19 protein-coding genes and 1 pseudogene are annotated in these 21,959 nt (G+C 61.5%); 8 read left to right on the forward strand and 12 right to left on the reverse strand.

Going from position 1 to position 21,959, the window contains the following annotated elements:
- Window positions 1-67 precede the first annotated feature (67 nt).
- Window positions 68-2,914: an RNA polymerase-associated protein RapA gene (gene rapA, locus BLU76_RS13830; protein ID WP_072342053.1), complete on the forward strand. Its 2,847-nt coding sequence runs from the start codon at window positions 68-70 to the stop codon at window positions 2,912-2,914.
- 264 nt (window positions 2,915-3,178) lie between these two features.
- Here rapA and BLU76_RS13835 read toward each other — a convergent pair whose 3' ends face one another.
- The 4 genes from BLU76_RS13835 to BLU76_RS13850 all read right to left on the reverse strand — a co-directional run bounded on the left by BLU76_RS13835 (window position 3,179) and on the right by BLU76_RS13850 (window position 7,249).
- Window positions 3,179-4,021 carry a cache domain-containing protein gene (locus tag BLU76_RS13835; protein WP_092223123.1) on the reverse strand — a complete coding sequence of 281 codons (843 nt, stop codon included), beginning with the start codon at window positions 4,019-4,021 and terminating at the stop codon, window positions 3,179-3,181.
- 236 nt (window positions 4,022-4,257) lie between these two features.
- Window positions 4,258-5,133 carry an ATPase gene (locus BLU76_RS13840; protein WP_072342058.1) on the reverse strand — a complete coding sequence of 292 codons (876 nt, stop codon included), beginning with the start codon at window positions 5,131-5,133 and terminating at the stop codon, window positions 4,258-4,260.
- Between the two features lie 138 nt (window positions 5,134-5,271).
- On the reverse strand, window positions 5,272-6,264 hold the full coding sequence (locus BLU76_RS13845) for an NAD-dependent epimerase/dehydratase family protein (protein ID WP_063322604.1): 993 nt from the start codon (window positions 6,262-6,264) through the stop codon (window positions 5,272-5,274).
- Between the two features lie 85 nt (window positions 6,265-6,349).
- On the reverse strand, window positions 6,350-7,249 hold the full coding sequence (locus BLU76_RS13850; RefSeq protein ID WP_072342064.1) for a LysR family transcriptional regulator ArgP: 900 nt from the start codon (window positions 7,247-7,249) through the stop codon (window positions 6,350-6,352).
- 97 nt (window positions 7,250-7,346) lie between these two features.
- On the opposite strand from BLU76_RS13850, the gene BLU76_RS13855 reads away from it, so the two are divergent.
- From BLU76_RS13855 to BLU76_RS13870, 4 genes are all read left to right on the forward strand, one after another.
- Complete coding sequence (locus tag BLU76_RS13855; protein ID WP_063322606.1) at window positions 7,347-7,949, forward strand: LysE/ArgO family amino acid transporter; 603 nt, start codon at window positions 7,347-7,349, stop codon at window positions 7,947-7,949.
- Between the two features lie 175 nt (window positions 7,950-8,124).
- Window positions 8,125-8,721, forward strand: a complete 597-nt coding sequence (locus BLU76_RS13860) for a superoxide dismutase (RefSeq protein WP_092223125.1) — start codon at window positions 8,125-8,127, stop codon at window positions 8,719-8,721.
- Window positions 8,722-9,016: 295 nt separating this feature from the next.
- Entirely contained in the window at window positions 9,017-11,068 is a 2,052-nt protein-coding gene (locus BLU76_RS13865) for a putative bifunctional diguanylate cyclase/phosphodiesterase (protein WP_092144274.1), read from the forward strand.
- Between the two features lie 196 nt (window positions 11,069-11,264).
- Entirely contained in the window at window positions 11,265-12,608 is a 1,344-nt protein-coding gene (locus BLU76_RS13870; protein ID WP_063322609.1) for an imelysin family protein, read from the forward strand.
- 235 nt (window positions 12,609-12,843) lie between these two features.
- On the opposite strand, the gene BLU76_RS13875 is transcribed toward BLU76_RS13870, so the two are convergent.
- The 4 genes and pseudogenes from BLU76_RS13875 to BLU76_RS13890 form a co-directional block, all read right to left on the reverse strand.
- Entirely contained in the window at window positions 12,844-14,079 is a 1,236-nt protein-coding gene (locus tag BLU76_RS13875) for an RNA polymerase sigma factor (protein ID WP_092223127.1), read from the reverse strand.
- An 8-nt stretch (window positions 14,080-14,087) separates the two neighbouring features.
- A pseudogene (locus tag BLU76_RS31880) lies at window positions 14,088-14,210 on the reverse strand (polyketide cyclase); the annotation flags it as partial.
- Window positions 14,211-14,237: 27 nt separating this feature from the next.
- Window positions 14,238-14,582 (reverse strand): YciI family protein, encoded by a 345-nt coding sequence (locus BLU76_RS13885; protein WP_063322612.1) that lies wholly within the window; start codon window positions 14,580-14,582, stop codon window positions 14,238-14,240.
- Window positions 14,583-14,649: 67 nt separating this feature from the next.
- Window positions 14,650-15,084 carry a YybH family protein gene (locus BLU76_RS13890; RefSeq protein ID WP_072342082.1) on the reverse strand — a complete coding sequence of 145 codons (435 nt, stop codon included), beginning with the start codon at window positions 15,082-15,084 and terminating at the stop codon, window positions 14,650-14,652.
- Between the two features lie 140 nt (window positions 15,085-15,224).
- Here BLU76_RS13890 and BLU76_RS13895 point away from each other — a divergent pair, with 140 nt between their 5' ends.
- Window positions 15,225-15,710 (forward strand): GNAT family N-acetyltransferase, encoded by a 486-nt coding sequence (locus tag BLU76_RS13895; RefSeq protein WP_092223131.1) that lies wholly within the window; start codon window positions 15,225-15,227, stop codon window positions 15,708-15,710.
- Between the two features lie 79 nt (window positions 15,711-15,789).
- Here the strand turns inward: BLU76_RS13895 and BLU76_RS13900 are convergent, their stop codons facing one another.
- Together BLU76_RS13900 and BLU76_RS13905 are read right to left on the reverse strand one after the other, a co-directional pair.
- Window positions 15,790-16,278 (reverse strand): GyrI-like domain-containing protein, encoded by a 489-nt coding sequence (locus BLU76_RS13900; RefSeq protein WP_063322615.1) that lies wholly within the window; start codon window positions 16,276-16,278, stop codon window positions 15,790-15,792.
- A gap of 80 nt (window positions 16,279-16,358) precedes the next feature.
- On the reverse strand, window positions 16,359-17,021 hold the full coding sequence (locus BLU76_RS13905; protein ID WP_092223133.1) for a LysE family translocator: 663 nt from the start codon (window positions 17,019-17,021) through the stop codon (window positions 16,359-16,361).
- A gap of 208 nt (window positions 17,022-17,229) precedes the next feature.
- Here BLU76_RS13905 and alaC point away from each other — a divergent pair, with 208 nt between their 5' ends.
- Window positions 17,230-18,447, forward strand: coding sequence for an alanine transaminase (gene alaC, locus BLU76_RS13910; protein WP_063322617.1), 1,218 nt, complete (start codon window positions 17,230-17,232; stop codon window positions 18,445-18,447).
- 156 nt (window positions 18,448-18,603) lie between these two features.
- Here the strand turns inward: alaC and BLU76_RS13915 are convergent, their stop codons facing one another.
- Entirely contained in the window at window positions 18,604-19,956 is a 1,353-nt protein-coding gene (locus BLU76_RS13915; protein ID WP_092144266.1) for a GntP family permease, read from the reverse strand.
- Between the two features lie 92 nt (window positions 19,957-20,048).
- Window positions 20,049-20,582, reverse strand: coding sequence for a gluconokinase (locus tag BLU76_RS13920; protein ID WP_072342091.1), 534 nt, complete (start codon window positions 20,580-20,582; stop codon window positions 20,049-20,051).
- Between the two features lie 216 nt (window positions 20,583-20,798).
- Here BLU76_RS13920 and BLU76_RS13925 point away from each other — a divergent pair, with 216 nt between their 5' ends.
- On the forward strand, window positions 20,799-21,830 hold the full coding sequence (locus BLU76_RS13925) for an HTH-type transcriptional regulator GntR (protein WP_063322620.1): 1,032 nt from the start codon (window positions 20,799-20,801) through the stop codon (window positions 21,828-21,830).
- Window positions 21,831-21,959 lie beyond the last annotated feature (129 nt).

Genomic DNA, 21,959 nt, shown 5'->3' on the forward strand with positions numbered 1-21,959 from the left:
AAATCCTTTGGTCTGAGGGATCCTTCCGTTAAGATAACCGGCTTTTTCAAGGCGGGAGTCAGGCAGCATGGCGCAGCAGTATCAACCGGGGCAACGCTGGATCAGTGACAGCGAAGCCGAGCTGGGTTTAGGCACCGTTCTGGCACAGGACGGCCGCTTGTTGACCGTGCTCTATCCGGCCACTGGCGACACTCGCCAGTACGCGCTACGGAACGCGCCGCTCACCCGGGTACGGTTTTCGCCGGGCGATGTGATCACTCACTTCGAAGGCTGGAAAATGACCGTGCGCGAAGTCGATGACATCGACGGGCTGCTGGTCTACCACGGCCTCAACGGACAGAACGAAGTCGTCACCCTGCCGGAAACCCAACTGTCGAACTTTATCCAGTTCCGCCTGGCGAGCGACCGTCTGTTCGCCGGCCAGATCGACCCATTGGCCTGGTTCTCCCTGCGCTACCACACCCTGGAACACACCAGCCGCCAGTTGCAGTCTTCGCTTTGGGGCCTGGGCGGCGTCCGTGCCCAGCCTATCGCCCACCAATTGCACATTGCCCGTGAAGTAGCCGACCGCATTGCGCCGCGGGTGTTGCTGGCGGACGAAGTGGGCCTGGGCAAGACCATCGAGGCCGGCCTGGTCATCCATCGTCAACTGCTGTCCGGCCGCGCCAACCGCGTCCTGATCCTGGTACCGGAAAACCTCCAGCACCAATGGCTGGTGGAAATGCGTCGACGTTTCAACCTGCAAGTCGCGCTGTTCGACGAAGAACGCTTCATCGAAAGCGATGCCAGCAACCCGTTCGAAGACACTCAACTGGCCCTGGTGGCGCTGGAGTGGCTGGTGGACGACGAGAAGGCCCAAGACGCGCTGTTCGCCGCCGGCTGGGACCTGATGGTGGTCGACGAGGCCCATCACCTGGTGTGGCACGAAGATCAGGTCAGCCCGCAGTACGCGCTGGTCGAACAACTCGCCGAGACGATCCCGGGCGTGCTGCTGCTGACCGCGACCCCGGAACAACTGGGCCAGGACAGCCACTTTGCTCGCCTGCGCCTGCTGGACCCGAATCGCTTCCACGACCTCAAGGCGTTCCGTGCCGAGAGCGAAAACTATCGCCCGGTGGCCGAAGCCGTGCAGGAGCTGCTGGACAAAGGCCGCCTCTCGCCCGAAGCCCACAAGACCATCCACGGCTTCCTGGGTAACGAAGGCGAAGCGTTGCTGACCGCCGTCAATGATGGCGATGTCGAAGCCAGTGCCCGCCTGGTGCGTGAACTGCTGGACCGCCACGGCACTGGCCGCGTGCTGTTTCGCAACACCCGCGCCGCCGTGCAGGGTTTCCCGGAGCGCAAGCTGCACGCCTATCCGCTGCCGTGCCCGGCCGAATACCTCGAATTGCCGCTGGGCGATCATCCCGAGCTGTACCCGGAAGTCAGCTTCCAAGCCCAGCCGGACGCCAGCGAAGAAGAACGCTGGTGGCGTTTCGACCCGCGGGTCGAGTGGCTGATCGACACCCTGAAGATGCTCAAGCGCACCAAAGTACTGGTGATCTGTGCCCACGCCGAAACCGCCATGGACCTGGAAGACGCCCTGCGCGTACGTTCCGGCATTCCGGCCACGGTGTTCCATGAAGGCATGAACATCCTGGAGCGCGACCGCGCGGCGGCCTATTTCGCCGACGAAGAGTTTGGTGCCCAGGTGCTGATCTGTTCGGAAATCGGCAGTGAGGGGCGCAACTTCCAGTTCGCCCATCACCTGGTGCTGTTCGATCTGCCAGCGCACCCGGACCTGCTCGAGCAACGTATCGGCCGTCTGGACCGGATCGGCCAGAAGCACACCATCGAGCTGCACGCGCCGTACCTGGAAACCAGCCCACAGGCGCGGCTGTTCCAGTGGTATCACGAAGCCCTGAATGCCTTCCTCAACACTTGCCCGACTGGCAACGCCTTGCAGCATCAGTTCGGCCCGCGCCTGCTGCCATTGCTGGAAGAAGCCGACGATGGCCAGTGGCAAGCACTGATCGACGAAGCCCGCACCGAACGCGAACGCCTGGAGGCCGAGCTGCACACCGGTCGAGACCGTTTGCTGGAGCTCAACTCCGGCGGCGCCGGTGAAGGCGATGCGCTGGTGGAAGCCATTCTCGAGCAGGACGACCAGTTCGCCCTGCCGATCTACATGGAAACCCTGTTCGACGCCTTTGGCATCGACAGTGAGGATCATTCGGAAAACGCGCTGATCCTCAAGCCAAGCGAAAAAATGCTCGACGCCAGCTTCCCGCTCGGCGACGACGAAGGCGTGACCATCACCTACGACCGCAACCAGGCGCTGTCGCGCGAAGACATGCAGTTCATCACCTGGGAGCACCCGATGGTGCAAGGCGGCATGGATCTGGTGCTGTCCGGTTCCATGGGCAACACCGCCGTGGCGCTGATCAAGAACAAGGCCCTCAAGCCCGGCACCGTGTTGCTGGAACTGCTCTACGTCAGTGAAGTAGTGGCCCCGCGTTCGCTGCAACTGGGCCGCTACCTGCCGCCGGCCGCCCTGCGCTGCCTGCTTGACGCCAACGGCAACGACCTGGCCGCCCGGGTTTCGTTCGAAACCTTGAACGACCAGCTCGAAAGCGTGCCACGTGCCAGCGCCAACAAATTCATCCAGGCCCAGCGCGACCAGCTCACGCCTCGGATCAATGCAGGCGAAGAAAAGATCGCCCCGCGTCACGCCGAACGCGTGGCCGAGGCCCAGCGTCGCCTGGCCGCCGATACCGACGAAGAACTGGCGCGCCTGACCGCCCTGCAAGCGGTCAACCCGACCGTGCGCGACAGCGAACTGGTAGCCCTGCGCCAACAGCGCGAGCAAGGGCTGGCGATGCTTGAGAAAGCGGCGTTGCGCCTGGAGGCGATTCGGGTGTTGGTGGCGGGCTGATTGCCACAGTAGTCCGAAAAAAGGCCCGCAGCGATGCGGGCCTTTTTGTGAGCAACCTGCCAAACACAGAAATGCCTGGCCAGGACATGGTCAACTGTGGCGAGGGGATTTATCCCCGCTGGGTTGCGCAGCAGCCCCAGAATCCATCATGCGCCGCGATTGTCAGTTGAAATGCAGAGGGTTGCTGCGCAACCCAACGGGGATAAATCCCCTCGCCACAATGCCCTGTCGGCTTCAGCTCCAGCCTTGGCCTTGGCCTTGGCATCAAGGACTGTAATACCCCACCGCCACCAGAAAATGCCCGACCTTCTTCAGGTACGCGTGCTTGTCCTCGACCTTGCCGGTCACCGGGTTCTTCCACCGATATTCATACTCCCCCACGTCCTGCTTGCCGATCATGGCCAGGATCGGCTCGCCCACCGGTTTGCCATCGGGGTCCTTGACCTTGGCGAAGTCGGTATTGATCAACCGCAGGTTGGTGCCGTGACCGACATAGCGCCGGGTATCGAGGTCGACGACAAAGACGTACAAGTCATCCTGCAGATAACCTCCCTTGAGGGAGTTAACCGCCGTCAGCGTGGCCTTCTCATTTTTCAACAGGTCGCTTGAAGCCTTGTCCAGCAGCGCCTTGGCCTGTTCGGCGGAAGCCCGGGGCAGGTAGTAGCCGACAGCCAGAATCCGTTCGCCGACACGCTGGAAATACACATGCTTGCGCTCGACCTTGCCGTCCGACCAGTTCTGCCAACGGTACTCGGCTTGCTGGATGCCACTGGCCTCGGGAGTCTTCAAGGCGTCCTTGAAGGCTTTGCGCAGGTCCGGGCCCAGCACTTCAGACACATCCCGCCCGATCAGCGCCGAGGAAGGCCCGCCGCTGGCGAGCATCACACCCTGGGTATCCACCACGAATACATAGCGATCCTTGTCGACGAATTCCCCCTGGCGACTGAAGGCGGCAAAGGCTTTGTCGCCGTTGTCGTGGTAGTAAGCCAAGGCCTTTTCCAGCAGCGAACGGGCCGCCTGGCCGTCATCCGGTGTCGCTGCATGAACCGGTGCCAGCCCCAGCACAAGCATTGCACCCAGCCAGGCCATCCTGTGAAAAAAACCCATATGCGCGCCCCTTGTTCTTGTTGGTGTTTCAAGAGCGTAGACGGCGTGGGGTGATGTTGGAGTATTCAGGGAATTGCTGGGGAGCCGGGGGCGTCAGCGGGTATGGTTACTGACAGAGGCGGTGCCATCGCGAGCAAGCTCGCTTGTACGCTGGACAGCGTTTCCTGTGAGAGCGAGCTTGCTCGCGATAGCGGCGGCACATTCACAATCGCTATCGCGAACAAACGCCCACAGGTTTATTGAGCCCCAGCGCGGAGTTGCTGCTGCAAGTTCTGGATCTGCGCTTGCAAGGTGTTGATGTTACGGGTGACCTGGCCACGGAAGGCGTCGAACTCGGCAGTGTTGCCACCCTTGTCCTGCTGGCTCTTGAGCACGATCATGTCCTGCTCCAGGCGATCGATGGCCGAGTTGGAGGTGGCTCTTTTCAGGGCGGTGATGTCGGCTCCGATGCTCTTGAGCTGAGCATCCAGGGCACCACCCTCGCCTTGGCTTTTCAGGGCGTTAACTTCAGCCACCAGCGTCTTGACCTGGGCTTGGAGTTCCTTGTTGGACGCTTGCAACTGGGCGTTGGTGTTCTGCTGTTCAGTGGCCTGGGCAATGAGCTGGGCCAGTTCCTTGTCCAAGTCGGCGGACGGACCGAAGGTAGCTTGCTGTTGCTTATACTGCTCCAACAGTTTGTTGTCGAATTGCTTGCCCTGATCCTGCAGCTTGCTTTCCAACTGCTTGATCTGCAGTTTCAAGGCCTCACTGTCGCTCATCACATTGGACTGGCCGGCGACGACCTTGCCGGAAAACTCCTGCAGTCGCCCCGCAGCATCTTCACTGATCCGCGCGAAGCTCTCCTGGGTGGCCACCAGTTGCTGCTCCATCAGGGAAATCTGCTGGAAGCTCCACCAGGCCAGGAAACCGAACGCACACAGCAGCGCGCCGACCAATGCCCACAGCGGCCCGGTGCTGGGCCCCTTGACCTTGGCCGCAGCAACGGGCGCCGGGCGTGCTTGCACATGAGGCTGGCGGTTGGGCAGGAAATCATCGTCATCGGGAATGTCGGCCCGCATCCGCAGGCTCGGTACATCATCGAAGTCGTCGTTGGCATCGTTACGCATGGGCATGGTTCAACCTTTGGGAAACCGGTGATGGCTTGATGCGGCGAGTATAACCCCCTCGCCCGCCGCACCGATTGACCCCGAACCTGGCAGTCGGTTCATGACGGGCCGATCAGCGGGTACTCGGGTGGGCTGTATGGCTAGTCATACAGGCTGCTGTACCTTCCACCAGGCACAAAACTCATCGAGGGCGGTCCACAGGCTGACCTGCGGATCATAATCGAGATAATGCCGGGCCCGGCTGATGTCCAGGGTGAAATTTTTGTTCATGACCTGCATGCCCAGGCGCGACAGCGTCGGTTCGGGGCGGCCCGGCCACAATTTGCAGAAACCTTCATTCAGGGCCGCGACACTATAAGCCAAGCCGTAGGAACGATAACGCCGGACCTGCGGGACTTCCATCTGGCGCATCACATAATTGACCACATCCCACAGTGGAACCGGTGCCCCATTGCTGATGTTATAGGCCTTGCCCAATGCTGAATCGGTAGCCAGCAGGCTGCTGAGCAGCGCTTCGTTGAGGTTTTGCACGCTGGTGAAATCCACTTTGTTCAGCCCGTTGCCGACAATCGCCAGGCGCCCCTTGCGCTGCATTTTCAACAGCCGCGGAAAAATGCTCATGTCACCGGCACCGGTCACGAAACGCGGGCGCAGGGCCAACACTTCGAGGCCGAACTCCTGGGCGCCGAAGACTTTCTGCTCGGCCAGGTACTTGGTGGCCGCGTAAGGGTGCTTGAAGCGCTTGGGCACCTGTTCTTCGGTCAACCCGAGGTGGTCACGACCGTCGAAGTAGATGGACGGCGAGGACAGATGAACCAGCCGGCGAACCTTTTGCTTGAGGCAGGCCTCGACGACATTTTCCGTGACCTGGACATTGCCCTGGTGGAAATCCTGGTAGCGGCCCCAAAGTCCCACGGAACCGGCGCAATGCACGACGGCTTCGACATCCAGGCACAAATCCCGGGCCAGCAGTGGGTCGCTCAGATCCCCTTGGACAAACTGTGCACCGCGACGCACCAGGTGTTCCACGCTCTCGGCCCGGCGACCATTGACCCGTACATCCAGGCCTTGCTCCAGGGCGAAACGCGCGAAGCGTCCGCCAATGAAGCCGCTCGCGCCGGTGACCAGAATTTTCATGAATGCTCCTAAGAAATGCGGTTACGAGCCTTGCGCTACAACCTGCAAATTTATCTGTGCGCCGCTTTTACCAGCAGCTTGACGTCTACTGCGCCTCCCAAGGCACCAGCCACTGCCGGGAGGAGCGGATCAACTGTTCGGTCAACAAGCCGAGCAACTGCCCGCCATTGCGCCAATGATGCCAGTACAGCGGCACATCGATCGGTTTATCTGCCAGCAATTCCACCAGCACGCCTCGCTCCAGCTGTTCGCGCACTTGCAGCTCCGGCACGAGCCCCCAGCCCAGCCCGACTTCAGCAAGACGGATAAAACCTTCGGACGAGGGGCACAGATGGTGCTCGAAACCGCCCTCCACGCCTACGGACGCGAGGTAGCGGTGCTGCAGGAAATCATCCGGGCCAAACACCAACGCCGGCGTACGGGCCAGTTGATCGGCCCGCACCCCGTCGGGGAAATGCCGGGCGATGAACGCTGGGCTGGCCAGCGCCCGGTAGCGCATCGCCCCCAGCAAAACACTGCGGGCGCCCGCCACCGGGCGTTCGCTGGCGCAGACACACGCCGCCACTTCACCGGCGCGCATGCGCTTGAGACCAACGGTCTGGTCCTCCACCACCAGGTCGAGCAACAGGTGCTGCTCGGCGCAGAAATCGCCCACGGCCGCCGCCCACCAGGTTGCCAGGCTGTCGGCGTTCAAGGCGATGCGCAAACGCTCCGGCAAACCCTCTTCATCCAGGGCCGGCACCAGGCTTTGCAGGTCGCGCTCAAGCAGACGCACCTGTTGCACGTGATTGAGCAGCCGTCGGCCGATCTCCGTGGGCGCTGGCGGCGTGGCACGTACCAACACGGGCTGGCCGACGCGTGCTTCCAACAGTTTGATTCGTTGGGAAATGGCCGATTGCGACAAACCCAACACTTGGGCCGCGCGCTCGAAACCGGCCTGCTCGACCACGGCAGCCAGGGCAGAAAGCAATTTGTAATCGAACATCAGTTTTCCTAATGAGCAATCAGCAGGATTGGTTTTTCTTATACAGCCCTTCCCCGGAGAATGGCCAGCATTGATACACAAACCGGGGATCAAACCTATGTGGCAAAGTTATATGAACGGCCTGCTGGTGGCCTTTGGGCTGATCATGGCCATCGGCGCCCAGAACGCATTTGTGCTGGCCCAGAGCCTGCGCCGCGAACATCATCTGCCCGTGGCGGCGCTGTGCGTCACGTTCGATGCGCTGCTGGTCGCCGCCGGGGTTTTCGGCTTGGCGACCTTGCTGGCCCAGAGTCCGTTGCTGCTGTCGATTGCCCGCTGGGGCGGTGCGGCGTTCCTGCTCTGGTACGCCAGCCTGGCCCTGCGCCGGGCCTGCTCGAAGCAAAGCCTGCGACAGGGGGAAAACCAGGCTGTACGCTCGCTGCGGGCGGTGCTGCTCAGCGCCCTGGCGGTGACGCTGCTCAACCCCCACGTCTACCTCGACACCGTGCTGCTGATCGGCTCCCTTGGTGCCCAGCAGAGCGTGCCTGGCGCCTATGTCGTGGGCGCGGCCAGTGCCTCGCTGCTGTGGTTCTTCACCCTGGCCTTCGGCGCTGCGTGGCTGGCACCCTGGCTGGCCCGTCCAAGCACCTGGCGGATCCTCGACCTGCTCGTGGCGGTGATGATGTTTACCGTGGCGGTGCAATTGATCGTCAACGGCTGATTATTCCAAACCGCTCTGGAACCTCTATTCCACACAGTTGTTGCGTGGTTATGCCGCACCCCCGGTGCTATGATCCGACTCCTGCGCCGCAAAGAGTACAAACTCCCCGGCGCTAGTCTGGCCGCCCGTGATCGGCCTTGCGCTCACCGCAACTGACCTGATTAGGAGAATCACCATGGCTTTCGAATTGCCGCCGCTGCCCTATCCACACGACGCACTGGCGCCACACATTTCCAAGGAAACTCTGGAATACCACCACGACAAGCACCACAACACCTATGTCGTGAACCTGAACAACCTGGTGCCTGGCACCGAGTTCGAAGGCAAGACCCTGGAAGAAATCGTCAAGACTTCCTCGGGCGGTATCTTCAACAACGCCGCTCAGGTCTGGAACCACACCTTCTACTGGAACTGCCTGGCACCGAACGCCGGCGGTCAACCAACCGGCGCGCTGGCTGAAGCCATCAACAAGGCCTTCGGTTCGTTCGACAAGTTCAAGGAAGAGTTCAGCAAAACCTCCATCGGCACCTTCGGTTCCGGCTGGGGCTGGCTGGTGAAAAAGGCCGACGGTACCCTGGCCCTGGCCAGCACCATTGGTGCCGGCAACCCGCTGACCAGCGGTGACACCCCGCTGCTGACCTGCGACGTGTGGGAACACGCTTACTACATCGACTACCGCAACCTTCGCCCGAAATACGTCGAAGCGTTCTGGAACCTGGTCAACTGGAAATTCGTCGCCGAGCAGTTCGAAGGCAAAGCCTTCACCGCCTAAGCGCCAATGCCAGACAAGAAAACCCGGCGTCGTGCCGGGTTTTTTTTGCCGGAAAAAAATGACCGCAGGCAAACTACCTCGCGTCTGGAACCCCAAGAAAAAATCCCTGGAGGCCTCAAGTTGCGGCCCCTTCCAACCGACACAATGGTCGTAGAGCAATCACTCTGGAAAAAACGTACACCGGTAAGGTTTCAAGCGAAAAACCTTGTGTTTGATTGTCCCTTTGACTGACATCACAGGATTGCCAATACTCATGGCAACTTGACGCTACCCGCACGGAACAAGGAACCACTCTTTGAAGCTGGAACTCAAGAACAGCTTGTCTGTGAAGTTGCTCCGGGTCGTGCTCCTCTCGGCATTGATCGTTGGCATGGTCTTGAGCTGCGCCCAGATCGTGTTCGATGCCTACAAAACCAACCAGGCCGTCGCCAGTGACGCCCAACGGATCCTCGACATGTTCCGCGATCCTTCGACCCAGGCCGTCTACAGCCTGGACCGGGAGATGGGCATGCAAGTGATCGAGGGCCTGTTCCAGGACGAAGCCGTACGCATGGCTTCCATCGGCCATCCACGCGAAACCATGCTCGCCGAAAAAACCCGGCCCTTGCAGCGCTCCGAAAGCCGCTGGCTGACCGACCTGATCCTGGGCAAGGAGCGCACCTTCACCACGCAACTGGTGGGACGCGGCCCCTATAGCGAATATTACGGCGACCTGAGCATTACCCTCGACACCGCCACCTACGGCGAGGGTTTCATCGTCAGCTCGGTGATCATCTTCATCTCCGGAATGCTGCGGGCCCTGGCCATGGGCCTGGTGCTGTACCTGGTCTATCACTGGCTGCTGACCAAACCGTTGTCGCGGATCATCGAGCACCTGACCGAGATCAACCCCGATCGCCCCAGCGCCCACAAGATCCCGCAGCTGCGCGGTCACGAGCAAAACGAACTGGGCCTGTGGATCAATACGGCCAACCAACTGCTCGAATCCATCGAGCGCAACACACACCTGCGTCACGAAGCGGAAAACAGCCTGCTGCGCATGGCCCAGTACGACTTTCTCACCGGTCTGCCCAACCGCCAGCAACTTCAACAGCAACTGGACAAGATCCTGGTGGACGCCGGACGCCTGCAACGCCGGGTGGCGGTGTTGTGTGTAGGGCTGGATGATTTCAAGGGCATCAACGAACAGTTCAGCTATCAGACCGGCGACCAGTTGCTGCTGGCCCTGGCCGATCGGCTGCGGGCCCACAGCGGGCGGCTCGGCGCACTGGCGCGGCTGGGGGGCGATCAGTTCGCGCTGGTCCAGGCCGACATCGAACAGCCTTACGAGGCGGCCGAACTGGCTCAAAGCATCCTCGACGACCTGGAAGCGCCGTTCGCCATCGACGATCAACAAATCCGCCTGCGGGCCACCATCGGCATCACCCTCTTCCCCGAAGACGGCGACAGCACCGAGAAACTGTTGCAGAAAGCCGAGCAGACCATGACCCTGGCCAAGAGCCGCTCGCGCAATCGCTACCAGTTCTACATCGCCAGCGTCGACAGCGAGATGCGCCGTCGTCGCGAACTGGAGAAAGACTTGCGCGAGGCCCTGGCCCGCGAGCAGTTCACCCTGGTGTACCAGCCGCAGATCAGTTACCGCGACCTGCGGGTGGTGGGCACCGAAGCCCTGATCCGCTGGCACCATCCCGAGCACGGCCTGGTGCCGCCGGATCTGTTCATTCCCCTGGCCGAGCAGAACGGCACCATTATCGCCATCGGTGAATGGGTGCTGGACCAGGCTTGCAGGCAATTGCGCGACTGGCACGACCAGGGCTTCGTCGACCTGCGCATGGCGGTCAACCTGTCGACGGTGCAACTGCACCACGCCGAACTGCCGCGGGTGGTGAACAATCTCCTGCAAATGTACCGGCTGCCGCCGCGCAGCCTGGAGCTGGAGGTTACCGAGACCGGCCTGATGGAAGACATCACCACCGCTGCCCAGCATTTGCTGAGCCTGCGCCGCTCCGGGGCGCTGATTGCCATCGATGACTTCGGGACCGGCTATTCGTCCCTGAGCTACCTCAAGAGCCTGCCGCTGGACAAGATCAAGATCGACAAGAGCTTCGTCCAGGACCTGCTCGACGACGAGGACGATGCAACCATCGTCCGGGCCATCATCCAGTTGGGCAAGAGCCTGGGGATGCAGGTCATTGCCGAAGGCGTCGAAACAGTCGAGCAGGAAGCCTACATCATCGCCGAGGGTTGCCACGAAGGTCAGGGGTATTACTACAGCAAACCGCTGCCGGCACGGGAATTGGGCCTTTACTTGAAGCAGGCCGAGCGCAGCAAGGCGTCCATCATCTGATTCCTGCCCCTGGGCGCCAAGCCTCGCTTTGCGAGGCAGTTCCTACAGACACTATCGAAGGCGGCAATCTTTCATCATTAAATAAGAAATATTTACACCTGCAACCCTTTACACATAATGCAAATCTTTCGCATTATGTCGCAGTTTTGCGCACCCTCGCGCCTGTCCCATCCATCATCGAAGCAGGATGTTTGCCATGATTCGTATGCCCCTGGCTACCGCCAGTCTGCTGGCTATCGCTATTTCCCTCGCCGGTTGCGGCGAAGGCAAAGACAAGGCCGCCGCCCCGCAAGCGCCAACGCCTGCCGCCAGCACCGCGGCACCGGTCGCCCCTGCTGCCGCCGGCAAAATCGACGAAGCGGCCGCCAAGGCCGTCGTCGCGCACTATGCCGACATCGTCTATGCCGTCTACAGCGATGCCGAATCCACTGCAAAAACCCTGCAAACCGCCGTCGACGCGTTCCTGGCCAAGCCGAACGCCGAGACCCTGAAGGCCGCCAAGGCTGCCTGGGTCGCCGCACGCGTGCCTTACCTGCAAAGTGAAGTGTTCCGCTTCGGCAACACCATCATCGACGACTGGGAAGGCCAAGTGAACGCCTGGCCCCTGGATGAAGGCCTGATCGACTACGTCGACAAATCCTACGAACACGCCTTGGGTAACCCGGGCGCCACCGCCAACATCATCGCCAATACCGAAGTCCAGGTTGGCGAAGACAAGGTCGACGTGAAGGACATCACCCCGGAAAAACTCGCCAGCCTCAACGAGCTGGGCGGTTCCGAGGCCAACGTCGCCACCGGCTACCACGCCATCGAATTCCTGCTGTGGGGCCAGGACCTCAACGGCACCGGCCCTGGTGCGGGCAACCGCCCGGCATCGGACTACCTGCAAGGTACTGGCGCCACCGGTGGTCACAACGACCGTCGTCGTGCCTACCTCAAGTCCGTGACCCAATTGCTGGTCAACGACCTCGAAGAGATGGTCGGCAACTGGAAGCCGAACGTGGCCGACAACTACCGCGCCACCCTGGAAGCCGAACCGGCCGAAAGCGGCCTGCGCAAGATGCTGTTCGGCATGGGCAGCCTGTCCTTGGGTGAACTGGCGGGCGAGCGCATGAAGGTGTCCCTGGAAGCCAACTCGCCAGAAGACGAGCAGGATTGCTTCAGCGACAACACCCACAACTCGCACTTCTACGATGCCAAGGGCGTGCGTAACGTGTACCTGGGCGAATACACCCGCGTCGACGGCACCAAGATGACCGGCGCGAGCCTGTCGTCCCTGGTCGCCAAGGCCGATCCAGCCGCGGATACGGCGCTCAAGGCCGACCTGGCCGACACCGAGGCCAAGATCCAGGTCATGGTCGATCACGCCAACAAGGGTGAGCACTACGACCAACTGATCGCCGCCGGCAACACCGCGGGCAACCAGATCGTGCGCGACGCCATCGCCGCACTGGTCAAGCAGACCGGTTCGATCGAACAGGCCGCGGGCAAACTGGGCATCAGCGACCTGAACCCGGACAACGCTGATCACGAGTTCTGATCAAGGTTGGCTGACAGAAAAAGCGACCTTCGGGTCGCTTTTTTTGTCTGATGCCCGTCACTCAGTAGAAATAAAGCCGAAGCTGTTCTTGTGGCGAGGGGATTTATCCCCGCTCGAGTGCGCAGCGCTCGCCGACAACTGGCAGCGTTGCACAGAGTTCTGGGATTGCTTCGCAATCCAACGGGGATAAATCCCCTCGCCACAGATTCGGTGCTTGCAGGTCCTTGGTGGCTCATCACTGCAACCCCGCAAGCCGCCCCTCGATAAACCGCCGTTCCGGCAATTGCTGCGTCAGTTCGAGCGCTCGGCGGTACGCCGCCCTCGCCTCGTCCAATCGTCCCAGTTGACGACAGAATTCCGCCTGCGCCGAATAGGCCAGGTGATAGTCGAGTAATTCCCCACGCTCCAGGATCGCCTCGACCAGGCGCAAGCCGACTTCCGGTCCGTCGCGCTTGGCCAGGGCAGCGGCGCGGTTGAGTTCGATCACCGGCGACGGCACGGCGCGCAGCAGCTCATCATAAAGCCCGACGATCTGCGGCCAGTCGGTCTGCTCTGCCGTCGGTGCTTCGGCATGCACCGCCGCAATCGCCGCCTGCAGGCAGTACGGCCCGAACCGCCGGGTCTTCAGCGCAGCCTCCACCAATGCACAGCCCTCGGCGATCAGCTCGGCATCCCACAAGGATCGTGCCTGTTCATCCAGCAGGATCAGTTCACCGGTCGATGACGTCCGTGCCGGGCGCCGGGATTCGTGCAGCAGCATCAATGCCAGCAACCCCATGACCTCCGCGTCGGGCAGCAACTCCATCAGCAGGCGCCCGAGGCGGATGGCTTCGCGCGTCAGGTCTTCGCGGGTCAGCTCGGCGCCCATCGAGGCCGAATAACCCTCGTTGAACACCAGGTAGATCACCCGCAGCACGCTGTCCAGCCGTTCCGGCAGTTCCGCGCGGGACGGCACTTGGTAGGGGATCCTGGCATCGCGGATTTTCGCCTTGGCCCGCACGATACGCTGGGCAATGGCCGCCGGGGCGGCGAGGAATGCCCGGGCGATTTGCTCGGTGGTCAGGTCGCAGACTTCCCGCAGCGTCAGGGGCACTTGGGCATCCGCCGCCAGGGCCGGGTGGCAACAGGTAAAAATCAGCCGCAGGCGATCATCTTCCACGTCTTCGTCACTCCACTGGCCCTGCTCCAGCTCTTCGAGCTGGGCGATCAACATCGGCCGGGACGCGGCGAAACGCGCGCGCCGGCGCAAACTGTCGATGGCCTTGAAACGCCCGGCAGACACCAGCCAGGCCCGCGGGTTGTCCGGCACCCCGTCGCGCTGCCAGCGCTCGACCGCAATGAAGAAGGCCTCGTGCAAGGCTTCTTCGGCGAGGTCGAAGTCCCCCAGCAGGCGAATCAACGTCGCCAGGATCCTCCGCGAGTCTTGCCGATAAACCTGCTCGACCCGCGCCTTGACCGCTTCGACCGGCATCAGTCGGGCATGCCTTGGGGGCCCCACCCTTGGATCACCAAGGCTGGCTCGCTCCGGGGACGGAAAATCTTCTGACGCGGGGCGTCGATCGTTCGGCTGATGAACGCGTGGGGGGCAGCTGCAAGGTTCATGAATGAAGTCCTGTTTGTATTTATTGTTCAGGGGTTCAGTTGGCGTACCGGTCGCACTTCGACGCAGCCGACCCGGGCCGCCGGGATATTGCCGGCGACCTGGATGGCTTCGTTGAGGTCCTTGGCATCGATCAGGTAGAAGCCGGCCAGTTGCTCCTTGGTTTCGGCGAACGGGCCGTCGATGATCGACAGCTTGCCGCCGCGCATGCGCACCGTGGTGGCTGTCTGCACCGACTCCAGGGCCTCGGCGGCCAGCATCCGCCCACTGCCCTGGATCGATTCGGCATAGGCCATGCACTCGGCGTCCTCCGGGCTGTCGGGCGAGTTGTGCAGCGTGTGTTCGTTGCTATACACCAGGCATAGGTACTTCATGGAAGGCTCCACGATCGGACTGATCAACTATGGACGGTAGAATGTGGCTCGGCAAAAAAACCGACGATCAGGGTTGTAGGTCGAACAACGTCGTACCGGCCATCGGGTCGAACGGCGCGGACCAATGTTCATGGACGATCCGCCATTGCCCGGCTACACGCCGGTAGCAGGCCGTCACACGCATCCAGCAGGCCTGTTCCTCGCCCTTGTCATTGGTGCCGCCACAATAGGCCAGCCAGTGGGCGAAGGCGATGTTCTCTGCCGGGGTAATCTTGACCTGATGGAAGTCGAACTTGTGCGGGCCGGGGCACATTTCCATGCAGGCTTGCCAATGGGCCCGGTAAGCGGTCTTGCCCTTGAATTGCAAGGCCTGGATGGCATCGAACGAGACGATGTCTTCGTCATAGAGTGCCATGACCTTTTCAACGTCCTTGGCCATGACCGCTTGGCGATAGGTGTCGATCAGGACCTGGATTTCGGTTTCAGTGGCTTGGGTATTCATGGTGATTCTCCGCAGTTTTTTGTTGAAGACACCCTTTGTCGTTTGGAGAAACAGGAAATCGACAACCCAACAAAAATGATTCGAAGAAAAAATTCGCTAGAATCCAGGTTCTATTCTGCAGGCAAACAACGGACGTTCTTGTGACCGCTCAGCTTGTACCCTACGAAGACCTGACCCCGCTGCAACGCGAACAGGTCGGTGCCATCGAAATCCACCCCGAACAGATCAAGTTCGCTGGCGATATCCACGGCGCCCTGCACACGCTGCTGTCCAAGCCAGGCCCCGGGGTCAAAGGGTTTGCGCTATTGGCTGAAGAGGTGCCAGTGGCCTTCCTGCTGCTCAAGCGCCCACCGGTACTGCCCGCCTGGGCCAATGAACACAGCGCCACCCTGCATGCCCTGCAAGTCGATCACCGGGCCCAGGGCAAAGGTTATGGCAAGGCCTGCCTACAGGCGCTACCCGCCGTGGCGCGAGCCGCCTGGCCGGAAATCCGCGGGCTGGAACTGTCGGTTGACGCCGATAACGACTCGGCCATCGGCCTGTATTCCCGGCTGGGCTGGGTCGATAGTGGCGAGGCCTACAAGGGCCGCATCGGTTACGAGCGGCGGATGGGGTTGGCGTTCTGATGGACCTTGCCCCATAGACACTCATGACCGTGAAGCACCTGCGCGGGTGCAGGCCAGCCTGTACTGAAGCTGGCGACGGTCAGCTTGGCTTGAGCGGGATCCAGATCTCCAGGGTGCCTTCGCCGGTCCTGGGGTTGAAATCCTCGCTGTAGCGCTCGAACTCCGGCAGCTCGGCCGCTGTATGACCGGAATGTGGCAGCCACTCGTTCCAGATGTATTGGAACGTGTCCGGTAGTTGTTTCAACGGCCCCTTGTGTTCGAAGACGGCGTAATACCCAGGCTGGATTTCGACCCAGCGGTATTGCTCCGGCAGATCGTCGAGCCGGCTGATTTCCACGCCAGCGATGTATTCGAACCCACCCTTCCCGTCCGGGTTGCAACACACGCCGTAGGTCACTTCATCTTGCTGCCCTGGCACCTTGCCGAGCCAGGGCAGGAACTTTTCCCAGAGCAAAGGGATGTCCTGGGCAGTGTCCTGGGTAAACCGAGCACCAAAGCCGGCGATAAGCTGAAAACGTCCCTGTTCAAAGCGTGGTTGGGCTGTGTAATCGCGTTTGTGCTTTTCCATGCGGCAACACTCCAGCAAAACGTGAAGTCGGGTTTGGCAGTATAGAAGCCAAACCGTGATTGCCAGGGCCGTTTCGCCTGTCAGATTCCAGGCAAGGCGTTGGCGACAGCTTTTCCTACAAACTCGTTGTAACCAGAAACGATCACGTACACCGCGAAATAGCAGAAGATCGCGGCGGATGCCCAATAGGAGTAACGCAGCAGTTTATCCCCCAACAATTTGCCACCCTGGGTTGCCGCCAGGCACAGGGCCGCGCACCACAACAATCCGGCGCAGAGAAAACCACTGAGGAACAGCGCCGAGCTGAACAAGGTGCCACCACCCGAACGCGCGATAAGTGTACCGCCCACCGCAGCGAACCAGAGGATGGCACTGGGCGACGACATGGCCAGGAAAATCCCGCGAAAGAACTCCTGGCGCGAGGAATTGCCCTGCACCTCCCCGGCCTCGGCGAGCACGGCGCTGTGATAGATCGCCGAATGGATCATCTTCGCCGCGAAATACAGCAACAGCACCGAGCCACCGAGCCACAGCACCCAACGCACCGCCTCGTATTGCAGCAACACTGTCATGCCCGCCAAGGCCAGGACGGCGTAGATCAGGTCGCCCACGCAGGTGCCCAGGCCCAAGGCGAAACCCTGGAAGTAACCGCGCTGCATCGCCAGGGTGATCATTGCGATATTGGCCACGCCTATGTCCAGGCACAGGGAGAGACTCAGCAGGAAACCGCTGGAAAATTCCATTATTCATTCCGTTCGATTGGGCTACAGCGAATTCAACAGCCCGCAGCCGGCGTTGATGGCTGCGTGGCAAGGCCGACAGTGTCGTCGAAAATAGTTGCGCGCGGCTACTGGACAATCCGACATCCGCCCGATTATCTTGCGCCGCAGGCCACCGCAGTGGCCAACGTCGCTCGGACGGTTCCGGGCGCTCACGTATCTCGAGGCAACAATGGCCGAACAAGGTTCGCCGCGCCGCTTTGCGCGCATCGATCGACTCCCCCCTTACGTATTCAATATCACTGCCGAGCTGAAGATGGCTGCGCGTCGGCGCGGCGAAGACATCATCGACTTGAGCATGGGTAACCCCGACGGCGCCACACCCCCGCACATCGTGGAAAAACTGGTCACCGTCGCCCAGCGGGAAGACACCCACGGCTATTCCACCTCCAAAGGCATCCCGCGCCTGCGCCGCGCCATTTCGCGCTGGTACAAGGATCGCTACGAGGTGGACATCGACCCGGAAACCGAAGCCATTGTCACCATCGGTTCCAAGGAAGGCCTGGCCCACCTGATGCTGGCCACCCTGGACCAGGGCGACACGGTGCTGGTGCCCAACCCCAGCTATCCGATCCACATCTACGGCGCGGTGATCGCCGGCGCCCAAGTCCGTTCGGTGCCGCTGGTGCCAGGGGTGGATTTCTTCGCTGAACTGGAGCGGGCCATCCGCGGCTCGATTCCCAAGCCGAAGATGATGATCCTCGGCTTCCCCTCCAACCCCACCGCCCAGTGCGTGGAGCTGGATTTCTTCGAACGGGTCATCGCTCTGGCCAAACAGTACGACGTCCTGGTGATCCACGACCTGGCCTACGCCGACATCGTCTACGACGGCTGGAAAGCCCCGTCGATCATGCAGGTGCCCGGCGCGAAAGACATCGCGGTGGAGTTCTTCACGCTGTCCAAGAGCTACAACATGGCTGGCTGGCGCATCGGTTTCATGGTGGGCAACCCGGAACTGGTCAACGCCCTGGCGCGGATCAAGAGCTACCACGACTACGGCACCTTCACGCCGCTGCAAGTGGCCGCCATCGCCGCCCTTGAAGGCGACCAGCAATGCGTGCGCGACATCGCCGAGCAGTACCGCCAGCGCCGCAACGTACTGGTCAAGGGGCTGCATGAGCTGGGCTGGATGGTGGAAAACCCCAAGGCGTCGATGTACGTCTGGGCCAAGATCCCCGAAGCCTATGCCCACCTGGGCTCACTGGAATTTGCCAAGAAGCTGTTGGCCGAAGCCAAGGTCTGCGTCTCGCCGGGGGTGGGGTTCGGGGAATATGGGGATGATCACGTGCGCTTCGCGCTGATCGAAAACCAGGACCGGATTCGCCAGGCGGTACGTGGGATCCGTGGGATGTTCAGGGCCGATGGCTTGGTTCACAAAACCAACGGCTGAGACAAGAACCCATTGTGGCGAGGGAGCTTGCTCCCGCTGGGCCGCGAAGCGGCCCCAATGCGGCGACCGCTGCATTCCAATGAATCGCGGTAGCCGTTGCGACTGCTTCGCAGTCGAGCGGGAGCAAGCTCCCTCGCCACATATGGTGTGTTGCGGTTAGACCACCAGCGACAGCAGCAGGATAAAGATCAATCCCACCACCGACAGGATGGTTTCCATCGCGGTCCAGGTCTTGAAGGTCTCGGCCACGGTCATGTTGAAGTACTGCTTGACCAGCCAGAAGCCCGCGTCGTTGACGTGGGACAGGATCAACGAACCGGCACCGGTCGCCAGCACCAGCAGCTCACGGTTCACACCCGGCATCATCCCCACCACCGGCACCACGATCCCGGCACCGGTAATGGTCGCCACTGTCGCCGAGCCTGTGGCAATGCGGATCACCGCAGCCACCAGCCACGCCAGCAGGATCGGCGAGATCTGCGCACTCACCGCCATGTGGCCGATCACGTCACCCACACCACTGGTCACCAGCATCTGCTTGAAGCCACCGCCCGCACCGATGATCAGGATAATCGCGGCGGTCGGCGCCAGGCTGGCGTCCAGCCATTTGAGCATCTGGCTGGAACCGATGCCCTGCTTGTAGCCGAAGGTGTACAGCGACAGCAGCAACGCCAGCAGCAACGCCGAGATCGGGTGGCCGATCATGTCCATCCAGGCGCGGAAGAGGTTGCCATCGGGCAGCGCCACGTCAGCGAAGGTCTTGAGCAGCATCAGGAATACCGGCGACAGCACGGTGATCAGGGTGATGCTGAAGCTTGGCAGTTCTGTGGAGTCCGTCTCGCGCGCCAGTTGGTCCACCAGTTCCTGATTCGGATGGCCGGGGATGTGCTTGGCAATGAACGTACCGAAAATCGGCCCGGCAATAATGGCCGTCGGCAGCGCTACGATCAGGCCATAGAGAATGGTCTTGCCAATGTCGGCGCCAAACACGCCAATCGCCAGCAGCGGCCCCGGGTGCGGCGGCACCAGGCCGTGGACGGCGGAAAGACCGGCCAGCAACGGGATACCGATCTTGATGATCGACACGCCGGTGCGACGTGCAACGATGAACACCAGCGGGATCAGCAGCACGAAGCCGATTTCGAAGAACAGCGGAATGCCCACCAGGAACGCGGCGAACATCATGGCCCACTGCACCTTGTCCTTGCCGAAGGCGCGGATCAGGGTCTGGGCGATCTGGTCGGCCCCGCCCGACTCGGCCATCATTTTGCCGAGCATCGTGCCCAGCGCCAGGATGATGCCGACAAAGCCCAGTACGCCACCGAAGCCGTCCTGGAACGCCTTGATGATGGTGCCGGTCGGCATGCCCGACGTCAGGCCGAGGAACGCGGCGGCGATGGTCAGTGCGATGAACGGGTGGAATTTGAACTTGGTGATGAGGATGATGAGTCCGATCACCGTGACCACTGCATCGAGCAGCAGGAACGTCTCGTGGGACATGCCAAACATGGGAGGTGTCTCCTGATTTGTTGTTGTTATTGAAGCAGTTATTGGTTAGCCGTCGGGGTAGCGCTATCTTTCTGACGCAAACTTTTTGAAACTCAGCCAGCAAGCTTCAAACCATGGTCCAACCACCAGACGTAAGCCTGATGCGCCAACTCTTCAACGCTGTGGCTGGACGCATCCAGAGCCAGGGTCAGGGGCTCGCCGACAGGGGATTGCAGGGTGGCAAACTGGCTGTCGATCAACGTCGACGGCATGAAATGGCCGGGACGATGGGAAACCCGGTCGGCGGCCACTTCAGGGGTCAATTCAAGGAACACGAAGCCAAGGCCTGGCAAGGCACTGCGCAGACGCTCGCGATAACTGTGCTTGAGGGCCGAGCAGGTCAGCACCGGGCGCTCGCCCTTGGCGTCGACACGGCGCAACTCATCACACAGGCTGTCGAGCCAGCCGGCACGGTCGTCGTCGTTCAAGGGAATACCGGCGCTCATCTTCTGGATGTTGGCCGCAGGATGGAAAGTGTCGCCTTCAATGGCAGTGGCGCCGCTCAACTCGCATAGCGCCTGGCTGACGCAAGTTTTGCCGCAACCGGCAACGCCCATGATGACCAGGGCGGTGATGGGATTATTCATGTAACACCTCAGCGCGCAGACAGCGCTACCTTTGCCAGTTATGACACCGCAGCAAAAGCAGAAGTTGCCGACGCCTTCTTGTCATTTTTGTGGTTGCAGCATGTTCGTTCACGACACCGGCACACGGGGGATCAGGCAAACCCCACTTACGCAATTGCAGCCGCGTCGAGACAGCGCTACCTTAGTGCCTTGATTTTTGTTTGGCAAGCCGCCCTGATGACCGCCCCTAAAAACGATAAGAATACTCGCACCACCGGTCGCCCTACGCTCAACGAAGTCGCACGCCTGGCCGGTGTCAGCCCCATCACCGCCTCCCGTGCCCTTCGCGGCGTCAGCACCGTAGCCGTCGATCTGGTGGAAAAAGTCCGCCAGGCCGCCTCGGAGCTCAACTACGTCGTCAACCCCGCCGCCCGCGCCCTGGCTTCGGCCCAGAGCCATTCGGTGGTGGTGCTGGTGCCGTCGTTGTCCAACCTGTTGTTCATCGACACCCTGGAAGCCATTCATCGGGTGCTGCGCCCCAAGGGTTTCGAAGTGGTGATCGGCAACTATCACTACTCCCGGGACGAAGAAGAAGACCTGCTGCGCAACTACATGGCCTATCAGCCGCGTGGTTTGCTGCTGACCGGTTTCGACCGCACCGAAAGCGCCCGACGCATGATCGAGGCCAGTAACATTCCCTGCGTGTACATGATGGAACTGGACCCCGGCGCGGGGCTCAACTGCGTCGGTTTTTCCCAGCTCAAGGCCGGCGAAACGGCGGCTGAGCACCTGATTTCCAAAGGCCGCAAGCGCCTGGCCTACATCGGCGCGCAACTGGATCAACGCACCCTGCTGCGTGGCGAAGGTTTTCGCCGCGCCCTGCAGAAAGCCGGCCGCTATGACCCGGACCTGGAACTGCTGACCCCGCGTCCGTCATCGGTAGGCCTGGGCGGCGAGCTGTTCCTGCAATTGCTGGCCAGTCATCCGGACGTTGACGCAATCTTCTTCGGCAACGACGACCTGGCCCACGGCGCCCTGCTCGAAGCATTGCGCTGCGGCATCAAGATTCCCGAGCAGGTGTCGATCCTCGGTTTCAACGACCTGCCTGCCTCGGCCCACATGGTGCCGCGCCTGAGCAGCATCAGCACCCCACGGGAAGCCATCGGCCGCCGCGCCGCCGAGCAAATGCTGACGCTGATGGCCGGCAACCGCATCGCGCAGCCGGTGGTGGACCTGGGTTTCGAACTCAAGGTTCGCGAAAGCACCTGAGGCGCCACGTTCAAGCGGTCGATCCATGCCGTCCGACGGCAAGGGTTGGCCGCCCCGCTCGTCGCGCGCTCGTCCACACCCCTTGGAATACGGACCTTGCGAGGGCGGCATGGGAATTGCTCCTGCCCA

Source organism: Pseudomonas sp. NFACC08-1 (genome assembly GCF_900106735.1).
Classification (GTDB): domain Bacteria; phylum Pseudomonadota; class Gammaproteobacteria; order Pseudomonadales; family Pseudomonadaceae; genus Aquipseudomonas; species Aquipseudomonas fluorescens_Q.